17 protein-coding genes and 1 pseudogene are annotated in these 15,536 nt (G+C 66.9%); 7 read left to right on the top strand and 11 right to left on the bottom strand.

Features of this window, described 5'->3' with window-relative positions; genetic code table 11:
- Together BR47_RS33605 and BR47_RS0125300 are read left to right on the top strand one after the other, a co-directional pair.
- Positions 1–279: pseudogene (locus BR47_RS33605) on the top strand (IS481 family transposase); the annotation flags it as partial.
- Positions 280–591: 312 nt separating this feature from the next.
- Complete coding sequence (locus BR47_RS0125300; protein ID WP_029121192.1) at positions 592–1,962, top strand: flavin monoamine oxidase family protein; 1,371 nt, start codon at positions 592–594, stop codon at positions 1,960–1,962.
- Here the strand turns inward: BR47_RS0125300 and BR47_RS0125295 are convergent.
- The 3 genes from BR47_RS0125295 to BR47_RS0125285 are packed head-to-tail and all read right to left on the bottom strand — an operon-like array spanning position 1,959 to position 4,508.
- A complete protein-coding gene (locus tag BR47_RS0125295; RefSeq protein WP_029121191.1) occupies positions 1,959–3,323 on the bottom strand; it encodes an ABC1 kinase family protein in 1,365 nt (454 codons plus the stop codon). The two genes, BR47_RS0125300 and BR47_RS0125295, sit on opposite strands and share 4 nt — an antisense overlap.
- A 50-nt stretch (positions 3,324–3,373) precedes the next feature.
- Positions 3,374–4,270, bottom strand: coding sequence for a hypothetical protein (locus tag BR47_RS0125290; protein WP_029121190.1), 897 nt, complete (start codon positions 4,268–4,270; stop codon positions 3,374–3,376).
- Between the two features lie 7 nt (positions 4,271–4,277).
- Entirely contained in the window at positions 4,278–4,508 is a 231-nt protein-coding gene (locus BR47_RS0125285; RefSeq protein ID WP_020099741.1) for a hypothetical protein, read from the bottom strand.
- Positions 4,509–4,622: 114 nt separating this feature from the next.
- On the opposite strand from BR47_RS0125285, the gene BR47_RS0125280 reads away from it, so the two are divergent.
- The gene (locus BR47_RS0125280) at positions 4,623–5,267 is read left to right on the top strand and encodes a TetR/AcrR family transcriptional regulator (RefSeq protein ID WP_051634994.1); all 645 of its coding nucleotides are present in this window, start codon (positions 4,623–4,625) and stop codon (positions 5,265–5,267) included.
- Positions 5,268–5,274: 7 nt separating this feature from the next.
- Here BR47_RS0125280 and BR47_RS0125275 read toward each other — a convergent pair whose 3' ends face one another.
- A complete protein-coding gene (locus BR47_RS0125275; protein WP_029121188.1) occupies positions 5,275–5,838 on the bottom strand; it encodes a peroxiredoxin-like family protein in 564 nt (187 codons plus the stop codon).
- Complete coding sequence (locus tag BR47_RS0125270) at positions 5,835–6,905, bottom strand: oxygenase MpaB family protein (protein ID WP_029121187.1); 1,071 nt, start codon at positions 6,903–6,905, stop codon at positions 5,835–5,837. The genes BR47_RS0125275 and BR47_RS0125270 overlap by 4 nt, the downstream gene beginning before the upstream one ends.
- A 124-nt stretch (positions 6,906–7,029) precedes the next feature.
- Between BR47_RS0125270 and BR47_RS0125265 the strand changes: the two genes are divergently transcribed.
- On the top strand, positions 7,030–7,491 hold the full coding sequence (locus BR47_RS0125265) for a nuclear transport factor 2 family protein (protein ID WP_029121186.1): 462 nt from the start codon (positions 7,030–7,032) through the stop codon (positions 7,489–7,491).
- Positions 7,492–7,496: 5 nt separating this feature from the next.
- Here the strand turns inward: BR47_RS0125265 and BR47_RS0125260 are convergent, their stop codons facing one another.
- On the bottom strand, positions 7,497–8,519 hold the full coding sequence (locus BR47_RS0125260; RefSeq protein ID WP_020099736.1) for a fused (3R)-hydroxyacyl-ACP dehydratase subunits HadA/HadB: 1,023 nt from the start codon (positions 8,517–8,519) through the stop codon (positions 7,497–7,499).
- A 193-nt stretch (positions 8,520–8,712) separates the two neighbouring features.
- Here BR47_RS0125260 and BR47_RS0125255 point away from each other — a divergent pair, with 193 nt between their 5' ends.
- Positions 8,713–9,600 carry an SCO6745 family protein gene (locus BR47_RS0125255; RefSeq protein ID WP_029121185.1) on the top strand — a complete coding sequence of 296 codons (888 nt, stop codon included), beginning with the start codon at positions 8,713–8,715 and terminating at the stop codon, positions 9,598–9,600.
- Here the strand turns inward: BR47_RS0125255 and BR47_RS0125250 are convergent.
- The 4 genes from BR47_RS0125250 to BR47_RS0125235 are packed head-to-tail and all read right to left on the bottom strand — an operon-like array spanning position 9,597 to position 13,342.
- A complete protein-coding gene (locus BR47_RS0125250; RefSeq protein ID WP_020099733.1) occupies positions 9,597–10,694 on the bottom strand; it encodes an LLM class flavin-dependent oxidoreductase in 1,098 nt (365 codons plus the stop codon). The genes BR47_RS0125255 and BR47_RS0125250 overlap by 4 nt on opposite strands.
- Before the next feature lie 10 nt (positions 10,695–10,704).
- Positions 10,705–11,730: an ABC transporter substrate-binding protein gene (locus tag BR47_RS0125245; RefSeq protein ID WP_029121184.1), complete on the bottom strand. Its 1,026-nt coding sequence runs from the start codon at positions 11,728–11,730 to the stop codon at positions 10,705–10,707.
- A 12-nt stretch (positions 11,731–11,742) separates the two neighbouring features.
- Complete coding sequence (locus tag BR47_RS0125240; RefSeq protein WP_029121183.1) at positions 11,743–12,495, bottom strand: ABC transporter ATP-binding protein; 753 nt, start codon at positions 12,493–12,495, stop codon at positions 11,743–11,745.
- 10 nt (positions 12,496–12,505) lie between these two features.
- Positions 12,506–13,342 carry an ABC transporter permease gene (locus tag BR47_RS0125235; protein ID WP_029121182.1) on the bottom strand — a complete coding sequence of 279 codons (837 nt, stop codon included), beginning with the start codon at positions 13,340–13,342 and terminating at the stop codon, positions 12,506–12,508.
- 230 nt (positions 13,343–13,572) lie between these two features.
- Here BR47_RS0125235 and BR47_RS0125230 point away from each other — a divergent pair, with 230 nt between their 5' ends.
- Positions 13,573–14,322 carry an SDR family oxidoreductase gene (locus tag BR47_RS0125230; RefSeq protein WP_029121181.1) on the top strand — a complete coding sequence of 250 codons (750 nt, stop codon included), beginning with the start codon at positions 13,573–13,575 and terminating at the stop codon, positions 14,320–14,322.
- Positions 14,323–14,357: 35 nt separating this feature from the next.
- Positions 14,358–15,269 carry an AraC family transcriptional regulator gene (locus BR47_RS0125225; protein WP_029121180.1) on the top strand — a complete coding sequence of 304 codons (912 nt, stop codon included), beginning with the start codon at positions 14,358–14,360 and terminating at the stop codon, positions 15,267–15,269.
- 13 nt (positions 15,270–15,282) lie between these two features.
- Here the strand turns inward: BR47_RS0125225 and BR47_RS33330 are convergent, their stop codons facing one another.
- Entirely contained in the window at positions 15,283–15,492 is a 210-nt protein-coding gene (locus BR47_RS33330; RefSeq protein ID WP_141772309.1) for a hypothetical protein, read from the bottom strand.
- Positions 15,493–15,536 lie beyond the last annotated feature (44 nt).

The following is a 15,536-nucleotide window of genomic DNA, read 5'->3' as shown; positions in this document are numbered from 1 at the left end:
CAGCTTCAGCCCGTACCAGCGCTACCGGCCAGCACCAGCATCCGCACGCTGACCACCGCCGGCACATTCATGCTCGCCGGGGTCATCTACAAAGTCGGGGGCCGATACGGCCTCCAAGAGGTCTTGGTCGCTACCGACGGCGACAAAATCATCGTCGCCGACCTCGACGGCGAGATCCTCATCGAGCACACCCGGGCCGCACTAGGAGTGACCTACGTCGGCAACGGAAAGCCCCGCGGCTCACACCCCAAACCAGAGGAAACGTTACCGATGTCCTGATACACCAACTGTCACCGATGTGCTGATGCAGAACTGTCACCGATGTCCTGATACATCACAGGTCTGACATGTGCCAGTGATGCATCAGGACATCGGTGACACTTGGGCTCGCAGACTCGGGTCGCAGCCGCGACTTCGCGAAAGCACATTTACGCGCGCGCATATTTTGTGCAAATCCGGATTCGGCACTGGCCAGGCCGGCGTACCTTGAGCTCAGCCCACCCTCGCCGTCGATGAGCTGGCCAGGCCAACCGCACCTGATCGCAGGGCGTGTGGCACGAGCACGGAACTTCCGAAGCGAAGGGGCGACTCATGACAGCCGATGTCGATTTCTGTGTTGTGGGAGCGGGTTTCGCGGGATTGACCGCCGCCCTGCGGCTGAAACAGGCGGGCCGTTCGGTGGCCCTGTTGGAAGCGCGGGACCGGGTCGGGGGCCGCACCTTCACCGAAGTGCTGCCGGACGGGACATGGATCGACCGCGGCGGCGCGTGGGTCGGGCCGGGGCAGGACCGCATCAAGGCCCTGATGGCCGAATACGGCGTGACCGAATACAAGGAGTACGTCGACGGCGACGCCATGATGATCGTCGACGGCAAGAAGCACCGGTACTCCGGCACCATCCCCTGGGCGATGAGTCCGTGGGCCATCGCCAACCTCGGTGCGGGCCTCCTCGAGATCGGGCAGATGTGCAAGACCATCCCGTTCGACGCCCCGTGGGAGGCGAAGAAGGCCGCCGAGTGGGACCGAATCACCTTGGGGGAGTGGCTGCATCGCAACATCCGCTCACATCAGGCGCGCGAGATGCTCGACATGGCCATGGCCGGCATCTACACCTCGGCCGCGTCGGAGACGTCACTGTTGTGGGCGCTGCATCAAATGGGTTCCGGTGGCGGCCCGGTGTTCGTCATCTCCAACGCCGGCGGCGCGCAGGACGCCCGGGTGTGCGGCGGTATGGGCGCGATCTACGGGCCGATGGCCGCCGAACTCGGTGACGCGCTGCATCTTTCGCGCCCGGTGGACCTCATCGCGCAGGACGACGACGGCGTCACCGTGCACGCCGAGCGATTGACGGTGCGGGCTCGGCACGCGATCGTCGCCGTCCCGTTGGCCGTCGCCACCCAAATCGACTATGAGCCAATGCTTCCCGTCGACCGGATGTTCCTGCACCGGCGCATGCCGAGCGGCGCCGTGTTCAAGATTTCAATCGTCTACGAGACGGCGTTCTGGCGTGCGGACGGTCTGTGTGGGCAGTCGGCCGCCCCGGGCACTCCGGCGACGCTGACCATCGACGCCTGTACCGACACAGGCACGCCGGGCATCATGTGCGTCATCACCGAAGGCCCGGCCGCGCGCAAGCTCGGGCTGCTCGATCCGGCGGAACGCAAGGCCGTCGTCGTCGATGAACTGGTGGACCGCTTCGGGCCGCAGGCTGCGGCACCGGTGAGCTACCACGAACAGAACTGGACGGTCGAGCGCTACTCGGGTGGCGGCATGATTGGTCACGCGCCGCCCGGCGTCCTCACCGAATTCGGCCACGCGCTGCGGACCCCGTGCGGGCGGATCCATTGGGCCGGAACGGAAAGTTCGGCCATCATGTGTGGCTGGATCGACGGCGCGGTGCGTTCCGGAGAACGTGCTGCTGCCGAGGTGCTGGCGGCGGACAGCGTGGTCCAAGCGGGCTAGCGGCTCGCGCGCCACCGCGCGATCTCGCGGCCGATCTCGGTCTCCGCGGGTCGGTCGAAGAACCATTCCTGGCCGATCCGGTACCAGTTGTTGGTGCTCTGCAGATGTCCCAGCGTGCCGAAGGTGAGGAAGTCGGCACGTCGCGAGAAGACGTGTTCGGGTGGCAGCATCTGCCGCTTCATCCCCGCGAATTCGGTCTGCCGTGGATCGATGGCCGAGACGACGGCGCCGGTGGCCAGCTCAGGCGTGATGGTGAGGTCCTCGTCGATCATGTGCCATTCGCTCGCGGCCCAGATGTACTCCAGGCAATCCTGTGCTGTCACACCGGATTCCGTGTCCACGATGCCGCGGTCGAGCATCAGGCGGTACAGGTCATCGGCCCGGCCGTCGATCGCGGCGTGAAAGCAGTCCAGCTCGAACGCGACGTTGGCCGGGTCCATACGGTTGTACAGCCCGAAGTCGACGAAGCCGACGCGGCCGTCGGCGGCCAGCATGATGTTGCCCGGGTGGGGATCACCGCAGAATTCGTGGTTGGCGAACAGCGAGCCGATATAGAAGCGGTAGACCAGTTCTCCGATGCGATTGCGGTCGGCCGCCGGCAGCGTGCGCATGTGCTCGAAGCCTGCGGCGTCGAGGTATTCGGTGACCAGCACCCGCGGTGTGCAGAACTCGACCACGCTGTCGGGGACGACGATGAACGGGTGTCCCCGGTACTGTTCGGCCACCATGTGCTGCGTCTCGGCCTCGCGCAGGTAGTCCAGTTCGCTCTCGAAGTTCCGGGTGATCTCGTCGAGCATGGCGGTGTTCGCCGACGGCCACAGCCGCCAGAGCTTCATCAGCAGGGCGAGATTGCGCATGTCGGCCTGGATGGCCCGATCCACGCCGGGGTACTGAACCTTGACGGCGACGTCGCGGCCGTCGCGCAACCGGGCTCGGTACACCTGGCCGATTGATGCTGCGGCCGTGGGGGATTCGTCGAAATCTGCGAAGACGCCGGACAGGGGACCCAGGTCGGTTTCCATGACCTCGCGCATGGCGCTGAACGGCGCCTGCGGCGCCTGATCCCGTAGCGCGGCAAGCTTTTCCCGGAACTGCTCCCGATGCGATTCCGGCACCAGATCCAGCTCGATCACCGACAGCATCTGGCCGAGCTTCATCGCGGCGCCCTTCATGGAGCCCAGCACCGTCACGAGATTCTCGGCCATCTGGATGGTGGCCCGCTCGGCCAGCAGCTCTTTGGCGCGTTCCGACCGGCCGACCATCGACAGCCGGGTGCGGCCGCCGCGCACAGCTTGCTTCGCGGCGAGGGCGCCCAGCTTGCCGCCCCGCGCAAGACGCCCTTCAGGCAGTCGGCGTGCCACGCTGCCTCCCACGGAATCGGTGCAACGACGCCATCAACGTACCGGCCCGGTTACGCAGGTGTCTCGTGTGCCCAGGACTCGGCTTCGCGGGCGATCCGTTGCCAGGCCTCGAGGCTCGCCAGGCGTGCGCGGGCCTCACCGTCCAGGACGGCGGAGATTTCGAGTACCTCTGTGACAACGCCTTCGGTCTGGGCGACCTCGAGTACGTGCGCGACGACGTCGACGTCGGGATGGCCGAGCAGTTCGGTGACCGCGGGCCGCGCGAGCTCGGGGTCGATCCGGTTCAGCAGGGACAGCAGCGCTGCCAGCACCTCCGGCTTGCCCGCGGCGGCAGCCCGGGCCATGCGCAACGACCGGTCAGGTCCGGCGGCCCGCATGATGTCGTTCATGACGTGCGTGTCCGATACCAGTACGCCGGTCAGGATGATGCCCTCGTCGTCGTCGATGGCCCGCTCGAACGCCACGATGAGTTCGTCAGTGGCGAATTCGACGAACCGCGACGCCGTCAGGTAGTCGCGGCGCCGCAGCAGTTCCTTCGCGGCCGGGATCAGCAGTTTGGCGGGCAGTCGCGGGGCGAAGTGCGGGATGACCCGAGGGTCGACGTACGGCGCCGCGTCGGCGAGATAGCTCGGTTTGAGCCCGGACAGTACGCCGATGGCGCGGTCTCCGTGCGCAAGTCCCACTGCGCCCCCGACGCGCCCCGCGACTTCCGGCGGCACCGCGCGGTGAGCCACGGTGACCACCAAGGCATTTGGGACCAATGGCGCGAGCTTGCCGACGCGTGCGAAGGCCTCGGCCTGTTCGTCGAACAGCGCGTCGGACAGTGCGCTGCGAAGCGCCTTGAGGTCGTCGGCACCGAGTCGTTCGAGGCCGGCCAGGTTTGCGGCATCGGTCTGCAGCAGTGCGGCCAGCAGCGACAGTTGTGCGCGGGTCAGGATGTCGGCCATCAGTGAGTCACCGTCCGAACAGGATCTTGCGGGCGGCGGGCCGGATCAGCCGGGGCAGGACTTTGAGCCCGTCGTCGAGTGAGTCGTTCAGGCTGCGCTGGTGTGCCACCTTCGCCTTCCTGAGCAGACCGAGCAGCTGGGCTGATTCCTCGGGGGTGAGCTTCTCGAGTACTTCCCGCGGTTGTCCGAGCTCGTCGAGCAGCGGGTTGTCGGTACCCCGGGTAGCGGCTTTGTCCATTCTAAATAACTACCACATTCGGATGGTGCAGCTATCCGAAGACGTCCGGATCGGCGGAAAAGAGCCCTTAAGCTGGCCCGTTATCTGGATAGCGATAGTATCGAAGCTCGTCGTGTGGAGAATGTGGAGGACGTGGTGGCGGCTCGGAAGGTGCTGACGCGGGCGGAGAGCCAAGCGCAGACACGGCAGGAATTGCTGGACGCCGCGGAGCAGCTCTTCTACGCCAACGGGTACCACGCCACGTCCCTGGCGGCCATCGCAGCGGAGGCCGGACGCACCATCGGTGCGGTCTACAGCAACTTCGAGGGCAAAGAAGCGCTGTGCCTCGAGGTGATCCGCAACCGCTCCATGGCCGAACTCAATCAACTGCTCGGACCGCTCGTGGCGGCCGGCGTCTCCACCGACGACAGGTTGGCCGCGCTCGCGAGTTGGTGGGCCCGCATCGGCGCCAAGCCCAACCTCGTCGTGTTGACCGCCGAGTACGTCACCAGCACCTTCCATAATCCCGAGCAGCTCGCCAAGGCGCGTGAGGCGCTGGAACGATTCAAGGAATCGACGCGGGTCTTGCTCGAAGACGCCGTGCCGGAAGGGGTTCCGGCCGACCACCCGCTCATGGACGACGCCATCGAAGTAGCGGTGGCGACCGGCGCGGGCATCGCCATGGCCCAGGCGCTGGGCACGATCGACGCCGAGCGGGGTGCGGCGCTGATGGTCGCCAACATGCGGTTGTGGTTCGACGCGCTGGTCGTCGGCAAGTAGCGCCGAGTCAGTCTGTCCCTGCCGTCACCCGTTGTGCCGCAACGGCGCGGAGCGCTGCGACCACGTCGCTCCCGGTCGCCAGGTCCGCGGCGTACCGCGCCCGGTGTTCCCACGTGACCCGTCGGCCGCCTCGTTCGACGACGAACACACCACCGAGCCGGCGCGGATCGCCGGTGCGCTGATAGGGGTAGATCCCGGCCCGGACGAAGTCGAGGAAGGCGCTCGCATTCCGGATCGGGTTCAACCATCGCCGTCGGGCGGCCAATCCCATTGTGCGGTAAAGGGTGTGGTCCTGAGTGGCCATGACGGGAGTGCGGCAACCGGCCCGCTTCCGGAAAGTGAAGCCCTGGATCGACGTGCCGATGCCGATCAGGATCACCTGGGCGCCAAGAGCTTCCGCTTCATCGAAGTGCGCCGTCAACTCTCTGGCTTGGGCCAGGCCGAAGGCGCTGCCGAACTGCGGCAGGAACACCAGCGCCACGGGTCCGTCGCGCCAGAAGTCCTGAAACTCGTGCAGGTGGTGCCGGTCGTCGAACACCCGCTCGTTGCTGATGACGTCGACGCGGCTCATATGCTCGCTCCCGCAACGGCGAACGGGCACATCGTGCCGCGCTTGCCGTGCTGCAGCGTCAGGCCGGGGTCGTGCGTCATCTCGACGAAGCCGCTGCTGTCGGCATGACGAATCACGTTGTGCAGATGGCCCCACATTTCGGGACCGAAGTACGGGATGAAGATGCGGTCGAAGACCGGGTTCTCCAGCGCCTTGACGGTCGCCTTGACCAACAGTGAGCCCAGCCGTGGCCGCATCCGGTAGTCCTCGAGGCCGCAGATCTGTCGCACATACGGTGTCAGTAGCGGGATGGCGGCCCAGATCGCCACGCGCATCAGGGTTCCGAGGACGAGGTTCGGGTTCAGTGGTGTCACCGGTGGATGGGTCATGAAATCGGTGAGTTCCTGCGCCGGGCGCGTGAAGGCCATGAGCTCCTGCTCGGCCCGCTGCACCCAGGCTTCGACATCCTCGGGAGTGTCCGGCAGCTCGCCCGCCGGCATACCCATCAGCTGACACACCCTGACCTGCTCGCGGTAGAACTGGCGCTCCTCTTCGTCGGTCGCATTCGGGTCGCCGAAGGCCTTGTACGCGCGCCACAGGTGCGGCCAGCCCACCACGTAGGTGAACTTGAGCGTCTCGACGTGGTTGGCCTGAAACAGCTCGCCGGTCGCGGGTACCTCGCCGGTGATGTGAGAGTGCTTGCGGAACAGGTCAACTCCCACCTTTTCGGCGCTGGCGGTGTCGCCCGCTACGGCGCCGGCGAAGAAGTGCAGGCTGCGCCGGATGCGGCCGATCGTGTCGTAGTAGTACGTCGTGTGATGGCCGACGCCGTACGCCCCGTCCGGGTCCAGTACCGAGATGAAAAGCCCTGAGAGAGCGCCCATTCCGGCAACCATGACGTTCTCGTAGACCTTCCAGCTGATCGACTCGGGCCCGAAGTAGCCGTTGTCGATCCGTGGGGCCTCGGCTATCGCCAGGGCTTTCTTCCCGTTCTTGCCGTGCAGCTTGAGCAGGAAGTCGTACCGGCGGTCGATTCTCTGGCGTTCGGCTTTGGGCATCGCGACGTCCTGTAGGCGGACGGACTTCATGGGCTCCTCCGGTACCAATTGAAATAGCAACGTTATTCCAATGGTGACGTTACTCCAACCGGGACGGGCCGACAAGACTTACGGCCGCCATAGGATGCGGAGGACGAGCAGGACGGAGAACTGGATGTCAGACGCCGCAACGCACAACGCCGTGCAGAAGTTGGTGGACGCCGAGGAGTTGCGGACGGGCTTGGGCACGTTCGCGCGCGTGGTCGACGGCAAGCGATGGGCGGAGGCTTCGCAGGTCTTCGCCGACGACGTCACGTTCGACTATGGCGACCAAGGGCCGCAGTCAGGCCTGCCCGCGCTGGTGGCGACGTTCCGCCGATATCTCGAAAAGTGCGGCGGCACACAGCATCTCATCGGTTCCATCCAGGTCGAGGTGCGCGACGACGACACGGCAGTGACGCGGGCGTACGTACAGGCCCGGCACCAGGGCCTCGGCCCGCTCGCGGCGGACACCTTCGACACCAACGGCGAATACACCGACACCTGGGCCAGGCGGCCCGAAGGCTGGCGCATCGTCAACCGCATCAGCTGGTGGTCGTCGATGTCGGGTAATCCCGCGGTTCTGTTCCCGCAGTAGCGGGATCAGCGGAAGCGGACGTCCATGGTCGCGAGGCCGAAGATCTTCTTGCCGCCCGACTTGGCGCCGACGATGACGACACCCGTGCGGGTCTCGGGATCCAGCGACTTGATCTTGCCGCTGAACTCGATGTCGCAGCCTTCGGTGGCAGGCACCACCGCGGGCGCCGACAGGCGCACGGTGTAGCGGCTCACGGCACCGGGGTCGCCGGACCACGTCGAGGCGTATCCGGCACCGAGGCCCATGGTCAGCATGCCGTGGGCGATGACGTCGGGCAGCCCGGCCAGTTGCGCCAGGTCCTTGTCCCAGTGAATCGGGTTGGCGTCGCCGGCCACACCGGCGTAGTTCACGAGGTCGCCGAGCGACAGCCGCAGGTGACTCGCGGGCAGTTCGTCACCGACGGACACGTCGTCGAACGACGGTGTCCCCGGCGTCCGGGCCGAGTCGGTGGCGAACCGGATCTCGCCTTCCGGACGCACCGTCTTGCGGTACTCCTCGGAGCCGATGTCCAGGATGTTCATGTCGTGCATCATGGCCTTCTGCACGGCCGTCTTGACGTCGCCGTCGATGTCCTCGGCCGTCACGCCGACGACGGTGGTGTGCAGGGTGTGGACACGCTCGCCCTTGGTGTCGGTGAAGGTGTTGGTCACGGTGATGAAGTCGCGGCCCGCGGTCCGGCGCACCGACGTGAGCTCGACGTCGATGACCAGCTCATCGCCCGCCACGATCGGGCGGTGCTGCTCGAAGACCTCTTCGGTCTGCAGGTATGTGTCGTAGCCAACGACGATCGACTCGAACATCCGCCGGTTGCACTTCATGCCGGGGGTCGAGGTGAACGTGATCGGTGCGATGACGTCGGCGTAGCCGAGCTCATTGGCGGCAGCGACGTCCCAGTGCGCAGGGTGGTAATCCTGCACCGCGCGGGCGTACTCGCGCAGCTTCTCGCGGCCGACCAGGTAGGTGCCGTCCATCTGGTAGTGGTGGCCGATCCGCGCTTCGAGCGGCGACGCTTCTGCTGCTGTCGTCATGACTGTGCCCAACTTTTCTATCGACATGTTCGCTGAGGCCGACCAAAGCACCCTACGTGGCGAGGTGGTGCCAACACACCTCGATGCGCCGTCTACCTGCGCGGGGCGGATGCAAATGTGCCGAAAACCACGCGATTCCCGGCAGCGCAGTGGCTGTTCGCGGGTGCCGGAGGCCCCGTGCTTGACTGGCATCATGGCCCGCACACCCATTTTGGCCCGTCGGTTGTTCGAGCGATTCGAACCCGTGCACGCGATCACGTATTTCGCGCCCGAGGCGCGGGCTGCGGCCGTCGACCTCGGCTATCGCAGCTTCTGGAGCGGCTACTTCGTCACCAGGTCAGCACCACTGGGCCCGGTGCCGCCGCAGGTCGTCGAGGCGGTCTTCTACAACTTCGCCGCCCATCGCGTCGCGAAGTCGCTGGCGGGTGCGTGGGACATCGCGACGCCCCAGCAGGCGATTGCGGCCAGGGAAGCGGGCGCGGTCGCCGCGTTGCGTCGCTACGGCCTGGTTGCCGACGACAACCTGCGCACCGCCGCCGATCTGCTGGGCCGGGCCGCGCGAGACGCGGCGGTCGACGGTCGTCCCTTGTTCGCCGCGCTGTCCGCGGCGCCGTGGCCCGACGAGCCCGTGGCCGCGCTCTGGCACGCGGCGACCCTGCTGCGCGAACAGCGGGGCGACGCCCACGTCGCGGCCCTGGTGGCGGCCGGCATCACGGGCCGCGAGAGCAATGTGCTGCACGTCGCCGCCGGCCGGACCACCAAGGAGAAGGTCCTGGCCACACGCGACTACGACGAGGCCGAGTGGGCGGCGGTGACGGCGCAGCTCGCCGAGCGCGGTCTGTTGACGGCCGACGGTTCGCTGACCGATGTGGGTCGCGAGCTCAAGGCCGACATCGAGTACCGCACCGACGCGGCCGCGCTGCCGACGCTCGACGTGCTGAGCGACGCCGAGGTCGAGACGCTGTTCCAGACGCTCACCCCGATTGCCCGGATGGTGGTCGCCGGCGGCGATCTACCGGTGATCACCCCGATGGCGTCGCGGCACAGCGATCTCGGCGATCCCAGCGCGAACCTCGGCTAGGCGGCCAGGGCGCCGCGCTTGCGCAGCAGCGGCAGCACGCCTTCGGCGAACCAGTAGGCCTCTTCGAGGTGCGGGTAGCCGGAGAGGATGAACTCGTCGAATCCGAGGTCGTGGTATTCGGAGATCAGCGACGCGACTTCTTCATGGCTGCCGACCAGCGCGGTCCCGGCGCCGCCGCGGACCAGCCCGACACCGGCCCAGAGGTTCGGGTAGACCTCGAGGTGGTCGAGCCGGCCGCCGTGCAGCGCCGTCATGCGCCGCTGTCCTTCGGATTCGGAATTAGCATGCAGCGCAGTGGCTTTGGCGATCTGCTCGGGCGTCAGCTCGGCCAGGAGTGAATTGGCGACGGCCCAGGCGGCCTCCGAGGTGTCGCGGGTGATGGTGTGCAGCCGGATGCCGAACCGCAGGGTGCGCCCGCGGGCCTTGGCCAGCTCGCGCACCTGCGCGATCTTGGCCGCGGCGGCAGCCGGCGGCTCGCCCCATGTCAGGTAGACGTCGACGTGCTCGGCCGCGATGGGCAGGGCCGCCGGCGACGATCCGCCGAAATACAGCTGCGGCAACGGGTTCGGCGGCTCGGACACGCGGGCATCGGTGACGGAGTAGTGCCGGCCGCGGTAGTCCACGGGGCCGCCGCGCCAGATATCGCGCACGATCTCGAGGAACTCGCCGGTGCGCTCGTAACGCTGGTCGTGGCTGAGCCAGTCGCCGAACCGGCGCTGTTCGACATCGTCGCCGCCGCTGACGATGTTGAGCAGCAGGCGTCCTTCGGAGAATCGCTGGAAAGTCGCGGCCTGCTGTGCAGCCAGGGTGGGCGGCACCAGGCCGGGCCGGAATGCGACCAGGAACTTGAGTCGTTCGGTCTGCTCGAGCAGAGCAGCGGAGGTCAACCAGGCGTCCTCACACCAGGTTCCGGTCGGAGTCAGGACCCCTTCGAAACCGAGACGGTCGGCGGCGCGGGCGATTTCGCCGAGGTAGCGCAGGCTGGGCTTGCGGTATGACGCCGGAACCGTGTGGTGCGATGACGCGTGCGACGCGCCGACGATCGAGCGACTGTCACCGTTTGTGGGTAGGAACCAGAAGAACTTGGCGGACAAGACGATCCTCCTATTTTGCGGTGGTCCAGAACTGTGACAACTGATCGCCGAACCGGTTGTCGACGAACTGCGAGAAGGTGGTTTTGTGGTCGATCTGTCCGGATTGTGTGAACGCGTCGGCGAGCTGCTGCTCAGAGGCGATCACCGCATCGTTGATGGGAATGGCCAGCCGCAGGCTTCGGGACTGTGCGACGCGGGCCACCTGGGGATCGATTCCGATTGCGGCAGCGTACTTTTGGTACCACTCGTCAGGGTGGTCCTTGGCCCAGAGGGAGGCCCGGGCCACCCGTTGGACGAAGTCGGCAAGCGCGCTATTGCGTTTGGCGTCCTGCAGCGCGGCCACCGCGGCGATGCCGAATCCGTAGCCGTTGGTGACGGTTTCGGCGGTGGCGACGGTGCGCACCTTCAGCTGGTTCTGGGCCAGGGCCGTGTACGGATCCCAGATGGCCCAGGCATCTGCCTGCCCCTGGCTCAGGGCGGTGAAGGCGTCGGCCGGCTGCAGGAACACCAGCTGGATGTCCTTGACCGTCAGGCCGGCCTTCTGCAGCTGGAGCAGCAGATGGCCGTGTGCCGAGCTGCCCTTGCCGACGACGACCTTCTTTCCGCGGAGGTCGGCCACGGTATGAACCGCTGAGCCGGCGGGGGTGAGGATCTGGTCACCGGCCGCGCTGTTCGAATAGGCCGCGATGACACGGATTTTCGCGCCCGCAGCGGCGCCGAAGATCGGCGGCGTGTTCCCGGTGACGGCGAAATCGATCTTGCCTGCGGTGGCGGCTTCGACCTGCGGGGGCCCGGAGGTGAACGTCGAGAACTGCACCTTGTAGGGCACGTTGTCGAGCTCCCCGGCGGCCCGGAGCAGCGATTCGGTGCCGCCCTTCTGGTCGCCCACCTGCAGCGTCAGCCCGGTCAGGTCGGATGCCGGAACTGTCTGGGGCACAGCCACTTCGTTCTTGGCGTCACGGCTGGAGACGCAGGCGCTGAGCAATGCGCCGGCGGCGAGGATGGATACCAGGCGTGCGGCCCGGGAATGCTTCACAGTGTTCTCCCGTCAGACACCGAGTTGCGCGAGCAGCTCGGTGCGGTAGTCGTCGGTGCGTCGGTCGCGCTGGTCATGCGGCTGGCGCGGATTCTCGATCGTCAGGGTGTGCGCCACGCGGCCGTGCTCGAGCACCACGATGGTGTCGGCCAGTGCGATGGCCTCGTCCACGTCGTGCGTGACCAGGAGCACCCCGAAGTTGTGCTGGCGCCAGAGGTTCAGCAGCAGGCGGTGCATCGAGAGCCGGGTCAGGGCGTCGAGCGCGCCGAACGGCTCGTCGAGCAGCAGCAGTTGCGGCTCCGCCACCAGCGCGCGGGCCAGTGACACCCGTTGTGCCTGCCCGCCCGACAGGGTCAGCGGCCAGGACTGCGCCTTGTCGGCGAGGCCCACCTCGTCCAGCGCTTGATCGGCCCGGGAAAGTGCCTCGGCGCGGGACAATTTCGTGCGGGTCAGACCGTAGCGGACGTTGTCGCGTACGGATCGCCACGGGAAAAGTCGGGGCTCCTGGAACGCGACGGCGGGTGCGCCCTGGACCTCGCGTTCGCCCTGGAAATCGCCGGCGAGGCCGGAGAGCACGCGGAGTATCGTCGATTTGCCCGAGCCGCTACGCCCGACGAGCGCGACGATCTCGCCGCGCTTCACCCGAAGGCTGACGTCGTCGAGCACCCGATTGGCGCCGTACCATTTGGATACCGAGCGCAGCTCTGCTGCGGGCGGTTCCGATACCGCGGGCGGTTCCACGGGTACTTCGTAAAGTGCTGTCACGGGGTGCCTTTCAGACTCGATAGCGCAAGGCACGGCGCTCCAGGACCCGCACCAGCGCGTCGGTGATGATGCCGAGCAGCGCGTAGACGACGAGACCGAAGATGATCACGTCGATGCGGAGGAAGTCGCGCGCGTTGTTGATGAGGTAGCCGACGCCGGAGTCGGCGTTGATCTGTTCAGCGACGATTAGCGTGAGCCACGAGATGGCCAACGATTGGCGCAACCCGACGAGGACCTGGGGAGCGGCGCTGGGGATGACGACCGTCCGCAGCCGCTGGAGCGGCGAAAAGCCGAGTACGGCCGCCGTTTCGAAGAGCTTGGGGTCGACCTGGCGGATTGCCGACGAGGTATTGAGGTAGAGCGGGAATGCCGCACCCAACGCGACCATGAGCACCTTGGGCAGTTCACCGATGCCGAACCAGACGATGAACAGCGGGATCAAGCCGAGGTGGGGCAGCGCCCGGATCATCTGCATCGTCGGATCGACCGTGGCGTCGGCCCACTTGGAGAACCCCACGAGGGCGCCGAGGGCGGCGCCGATGACTCCGCCGAGGAACAGGCCCTCGGCCGCGCGGATGCCGGAGATGCGCAGTGCTTCGGCGAGTTGACCGTTGCTGATCAGCTCGATGCCGGCCTCTGCGATGGTCTGGGGCGCCGGCAGGACCTCGGGATCGATGAGGCCCCACGCGCTGCCGGCCTGCCACAGGATGAGTACCGCCAGCGGTGACAGCCAGCGGATGATTTCCCAGCGCCGAGCGCGGACGCGGCTGAGCCAGGAAACCGCCTGCACTGCAGCAGGTTCAGTACCGGGTGCCGCGGCGGCCACCGGGGCCTCGCGGGTGGTCATCACGCTCCTAACGTCGACGGCTATCGGTCAGGCGCGCACGCCATCACACTGAAATTAGGAGGCCGTCCATGGGGTGTGAAGATTTACCGTCGCCCTGATTCCACGGGAACGGGGGTGGCCGACGGCCTGCAGCGCTGTTTGTGAGCGCACGAGGTTGCCAAGACGATCACGCATGGATCTCAGACGAAAGCGCATTGATCGTCGCGGTTAGCGTGTCTACGTTTTGAGCTATGAAGACAGTGATGATCACGGGTTGTTCGTCGGGCTACGGGCTGGAGATCGCCCGGCACTTCCATGCGCAAGGCTGGAATGTCGTCGCGACCATGAGAACGCCACGGCCGGAACTACTTCCGGACTCGGACCGAATCAGGGTGCTGGCGCTCGACGTCACAGATCCGCAGAGTATCGCCGGCGCCATCGCGGCCGCCGGCCCCATCGACGTGCTGGTCAACAACGCCGGCGTCGGGGTGGTGGGCGCGTTCGAGGCCACCCCGATGGCGACGACCCGGGAGGTGTTCGAGACCAACACCTTTGGCGTCATCGCCATGACGCAGGCCGTCGTCCCGCAGTTCCGCGAACGGCGGTCCGGCGTCATCGTGAACGTGACCTCCAGCACGACGTTGGCGCCGATGCCGCTGGCGGCGGTGTACACCGCGAGCAAGGCGGCGATCGAGGGGTTCACCGGCTCGCTGGCATTGGAGCTCGAATTCTTCGGAGTGGTCGCCAAACTCGTCGAGCCGGGCTACGGACCGGGCACCAACTTCACCGCCAACGGCGCCTCCCGGATGGACGGCCTGCTGCCGCCGGAGTACGAGGAGTTCGCGGGTCCGGTGATGGCCGCATTCGGCGACGTCGACGTGTTCACGACGGCGTCCGACGTTGCCGAGGTCGTCTACCAGGCCGCGACCGATACGTCGGGCCGGCTGCGGTTCGCGGCGGGCCCGGATGCGCTGGCCCTCGTCGTCGCGCAGAGCGAATAGACACGTACTCGTGCGGTCGCGGGTACCGTGTCGAAATGGCAACGGACCCGCTCGATTTCATCGTCGCGCTGTTGCAGTCCCGGGCGGTGCGGTCCAAGATCGTGGCCGGTGGCGGTCGATGGAGCATCCGCAAGCCGCGGTATACCGATCCGTCCTTCTGCGTGATGCTCGAAGGCGCATGCTGGTTCCTTCCGGAAGGCGGCGACGCGATCGAGCTCCGCGAAGGTGACTTCCTGCTCCTGCCCGAGACACCGAGCTTCGTGTTGGCGAGCGATCCGGCACTGCCGCCGGCGGATGCGCCGATCGACATCGACGGTGACGCCGCCTACGGCGACAGTGCGCCGACAATGCGGATGCTGGGTGGGTACTTCCAGTTCGATCGGGCGAACGCGGAATTGGTTGCCCGGCTGTTGCCGCCGGCGATTCTCATCCGGCGCGGCGAACCGGGTGCGTCCCGTCTCGGCCGCATCGTGGAGCTGATCGCCGAGGAGGCCGGCGAGCACAACCGGTGCCGGGACCTCATCCTCGAGCGCCTGGTCGAGGTGCTGCTCATCGAGGCGTGGCGGTTCGAGACCGACCACGCGTCGGTCGAGCAGGGATTGCTTGGGGGACTGGCTGATCCGGCGTTGTCCGGGGTTCTGCGGGCATTGCACGCCGATCTGGCCGGGCAGTGGACGGTGGAGAAACTGGCGCGCACGGCGGGGATGTCCCGGGCCGTTTTCGCCGAGCGGTTCTCGCGTACCGTCGGCATCCCGCCGATGCAGTACCTGACGGAATGGCGGGTCGCGCGGGCCAAGGAATTGCTGCTGGGCGAGCGGCCCGCGCTGTCGGCGATTGCCGGCAAGGTCGGCTACAGCTCGGCAAGCGCCTTCAGCGCGGCATTCGCGCGGGTGGTCGGATGCTCGCCGGCGGAGTTCGCCAAACGTGGCGATCGCGGTGTGGGGTAGCGGCGAAAATGCTTCAGAGCCGGTACATCTCGCGTGCCATGGCGGCTTCCTCGAAGGATTCGTCGCGCCGCGGCGGATAGTAGTCGGCCCGGTGTTCAGGCCAATGTGTGCGGCTCTGAATCCACGTGCCGGCTGCGGTGAGCGCGTCGGCGAACTGCTGAGCGCTGTGGCGCAGCCAATCCCGCAGCATTTCTGCGGGGGTCGGAACGTGTGCGTGTGTCATGGCATCGACGCTACGAATCCGTCTGGCTGTACACATCGCGCCCA

The sequence above is a fragment of the Mycobacterium sp. UNC410CL29Cvi84 genome (genome assembly GCF_000686745.1).
Lineage (GTDB): Bacteria > Actinomycetota > Actinomycetes > Mycobacteriales > Mycobacteriaceae > Mycobacterium > Mycobacterium mucogenicum_B.
The sequence above is the reverse complement of the archived record's forward strand: the minus strand, read 5'-3'. Positions and strand labels throughout refer to the sequence as shown.

Coding starts and splice junctions, on each gene's coding strand:
- BR47_RS0125300 (WP_029121192.1), top strand. CDS start 592: ATGACAGCCGATGTCGATTTCTGTGTTGTGGGAGCGGGTTTCGCGGGA.
- BR47_RS0125290 (WP_029121190.1), bottom strand. CDS start 4,270: ATGGCCGACATCCTGACCCGCGCACAACTGTCGCTGCTGGCCGCACTG.
- BR47_RS0125285 (WP_020099741.1), bottom strand. CDS start 4,508: ATGGACAAAGCCGCTACCCGGGGTACCGACAACCCGCTGCTCGACGAG.
- BR47_RS0125275 (WP_029121188.1), bottom strand. CDS start 5,838: ATGAGCCGCGTCGACGTCATCAGCAACGAGCGGGTGTTCGACGACCGG.
- BR47_RS0125270 (WP_029121187.1), bottom strand. CDS start 6,905: ATGAAGTCCGTCCGCCTACAGGACGTCGCGATGCCCAAAGCCGAACGC.
- BR47_RS0125265 (WP_029121186.1), top strand. CDS start 7,030: ATGTCAGACGCCGCAACGCACAACGCCGTGCAGAAGTTGGTGGACGCC.
- BR47_RS0125260 (WP_020099736.1), bottom strand. CDS start 8,519: ATGACGACAGCAGCAGAAGCGTCGCCGCTCGAAGCGCGGATCGGCCAC.
- BR47_RS0125255 (WP_029121185.1), top strand. CDS start 8,713: ATGGCCCGCACACCCATTTTGGCCCGTCGGTTGTTCGAGCGATTCGAA.
- BR47_RS0125235 (WP_029121182.1), bottom strand. CDS start 13,342: ATGACCACCCGCGAGGCCCCGGTGGCCGCCGCGGCACCCGGTACTGAA.
- BR47_RS0125230 (WP_029121181.1), top strand. CDS start 13,573: ATGAAGACAGTGATGATCACGGGTTGTTCGTCGGGCTACGGGCTGGAG.
- BR47_RS0125225 (WP_029121180.1), top strand. CDS start 14,358: ATGGCAACGGACCCGCTCGATTTCATCGTCGCGCTGTTGCAGTCCCGG.
- BR47_RS33330 (WP_141772309.1), bottom strand. CDS start 15,492: ATGACACACGCACACGTTCCGACCCCCGCAGAAATGCTGCGGGATTGG.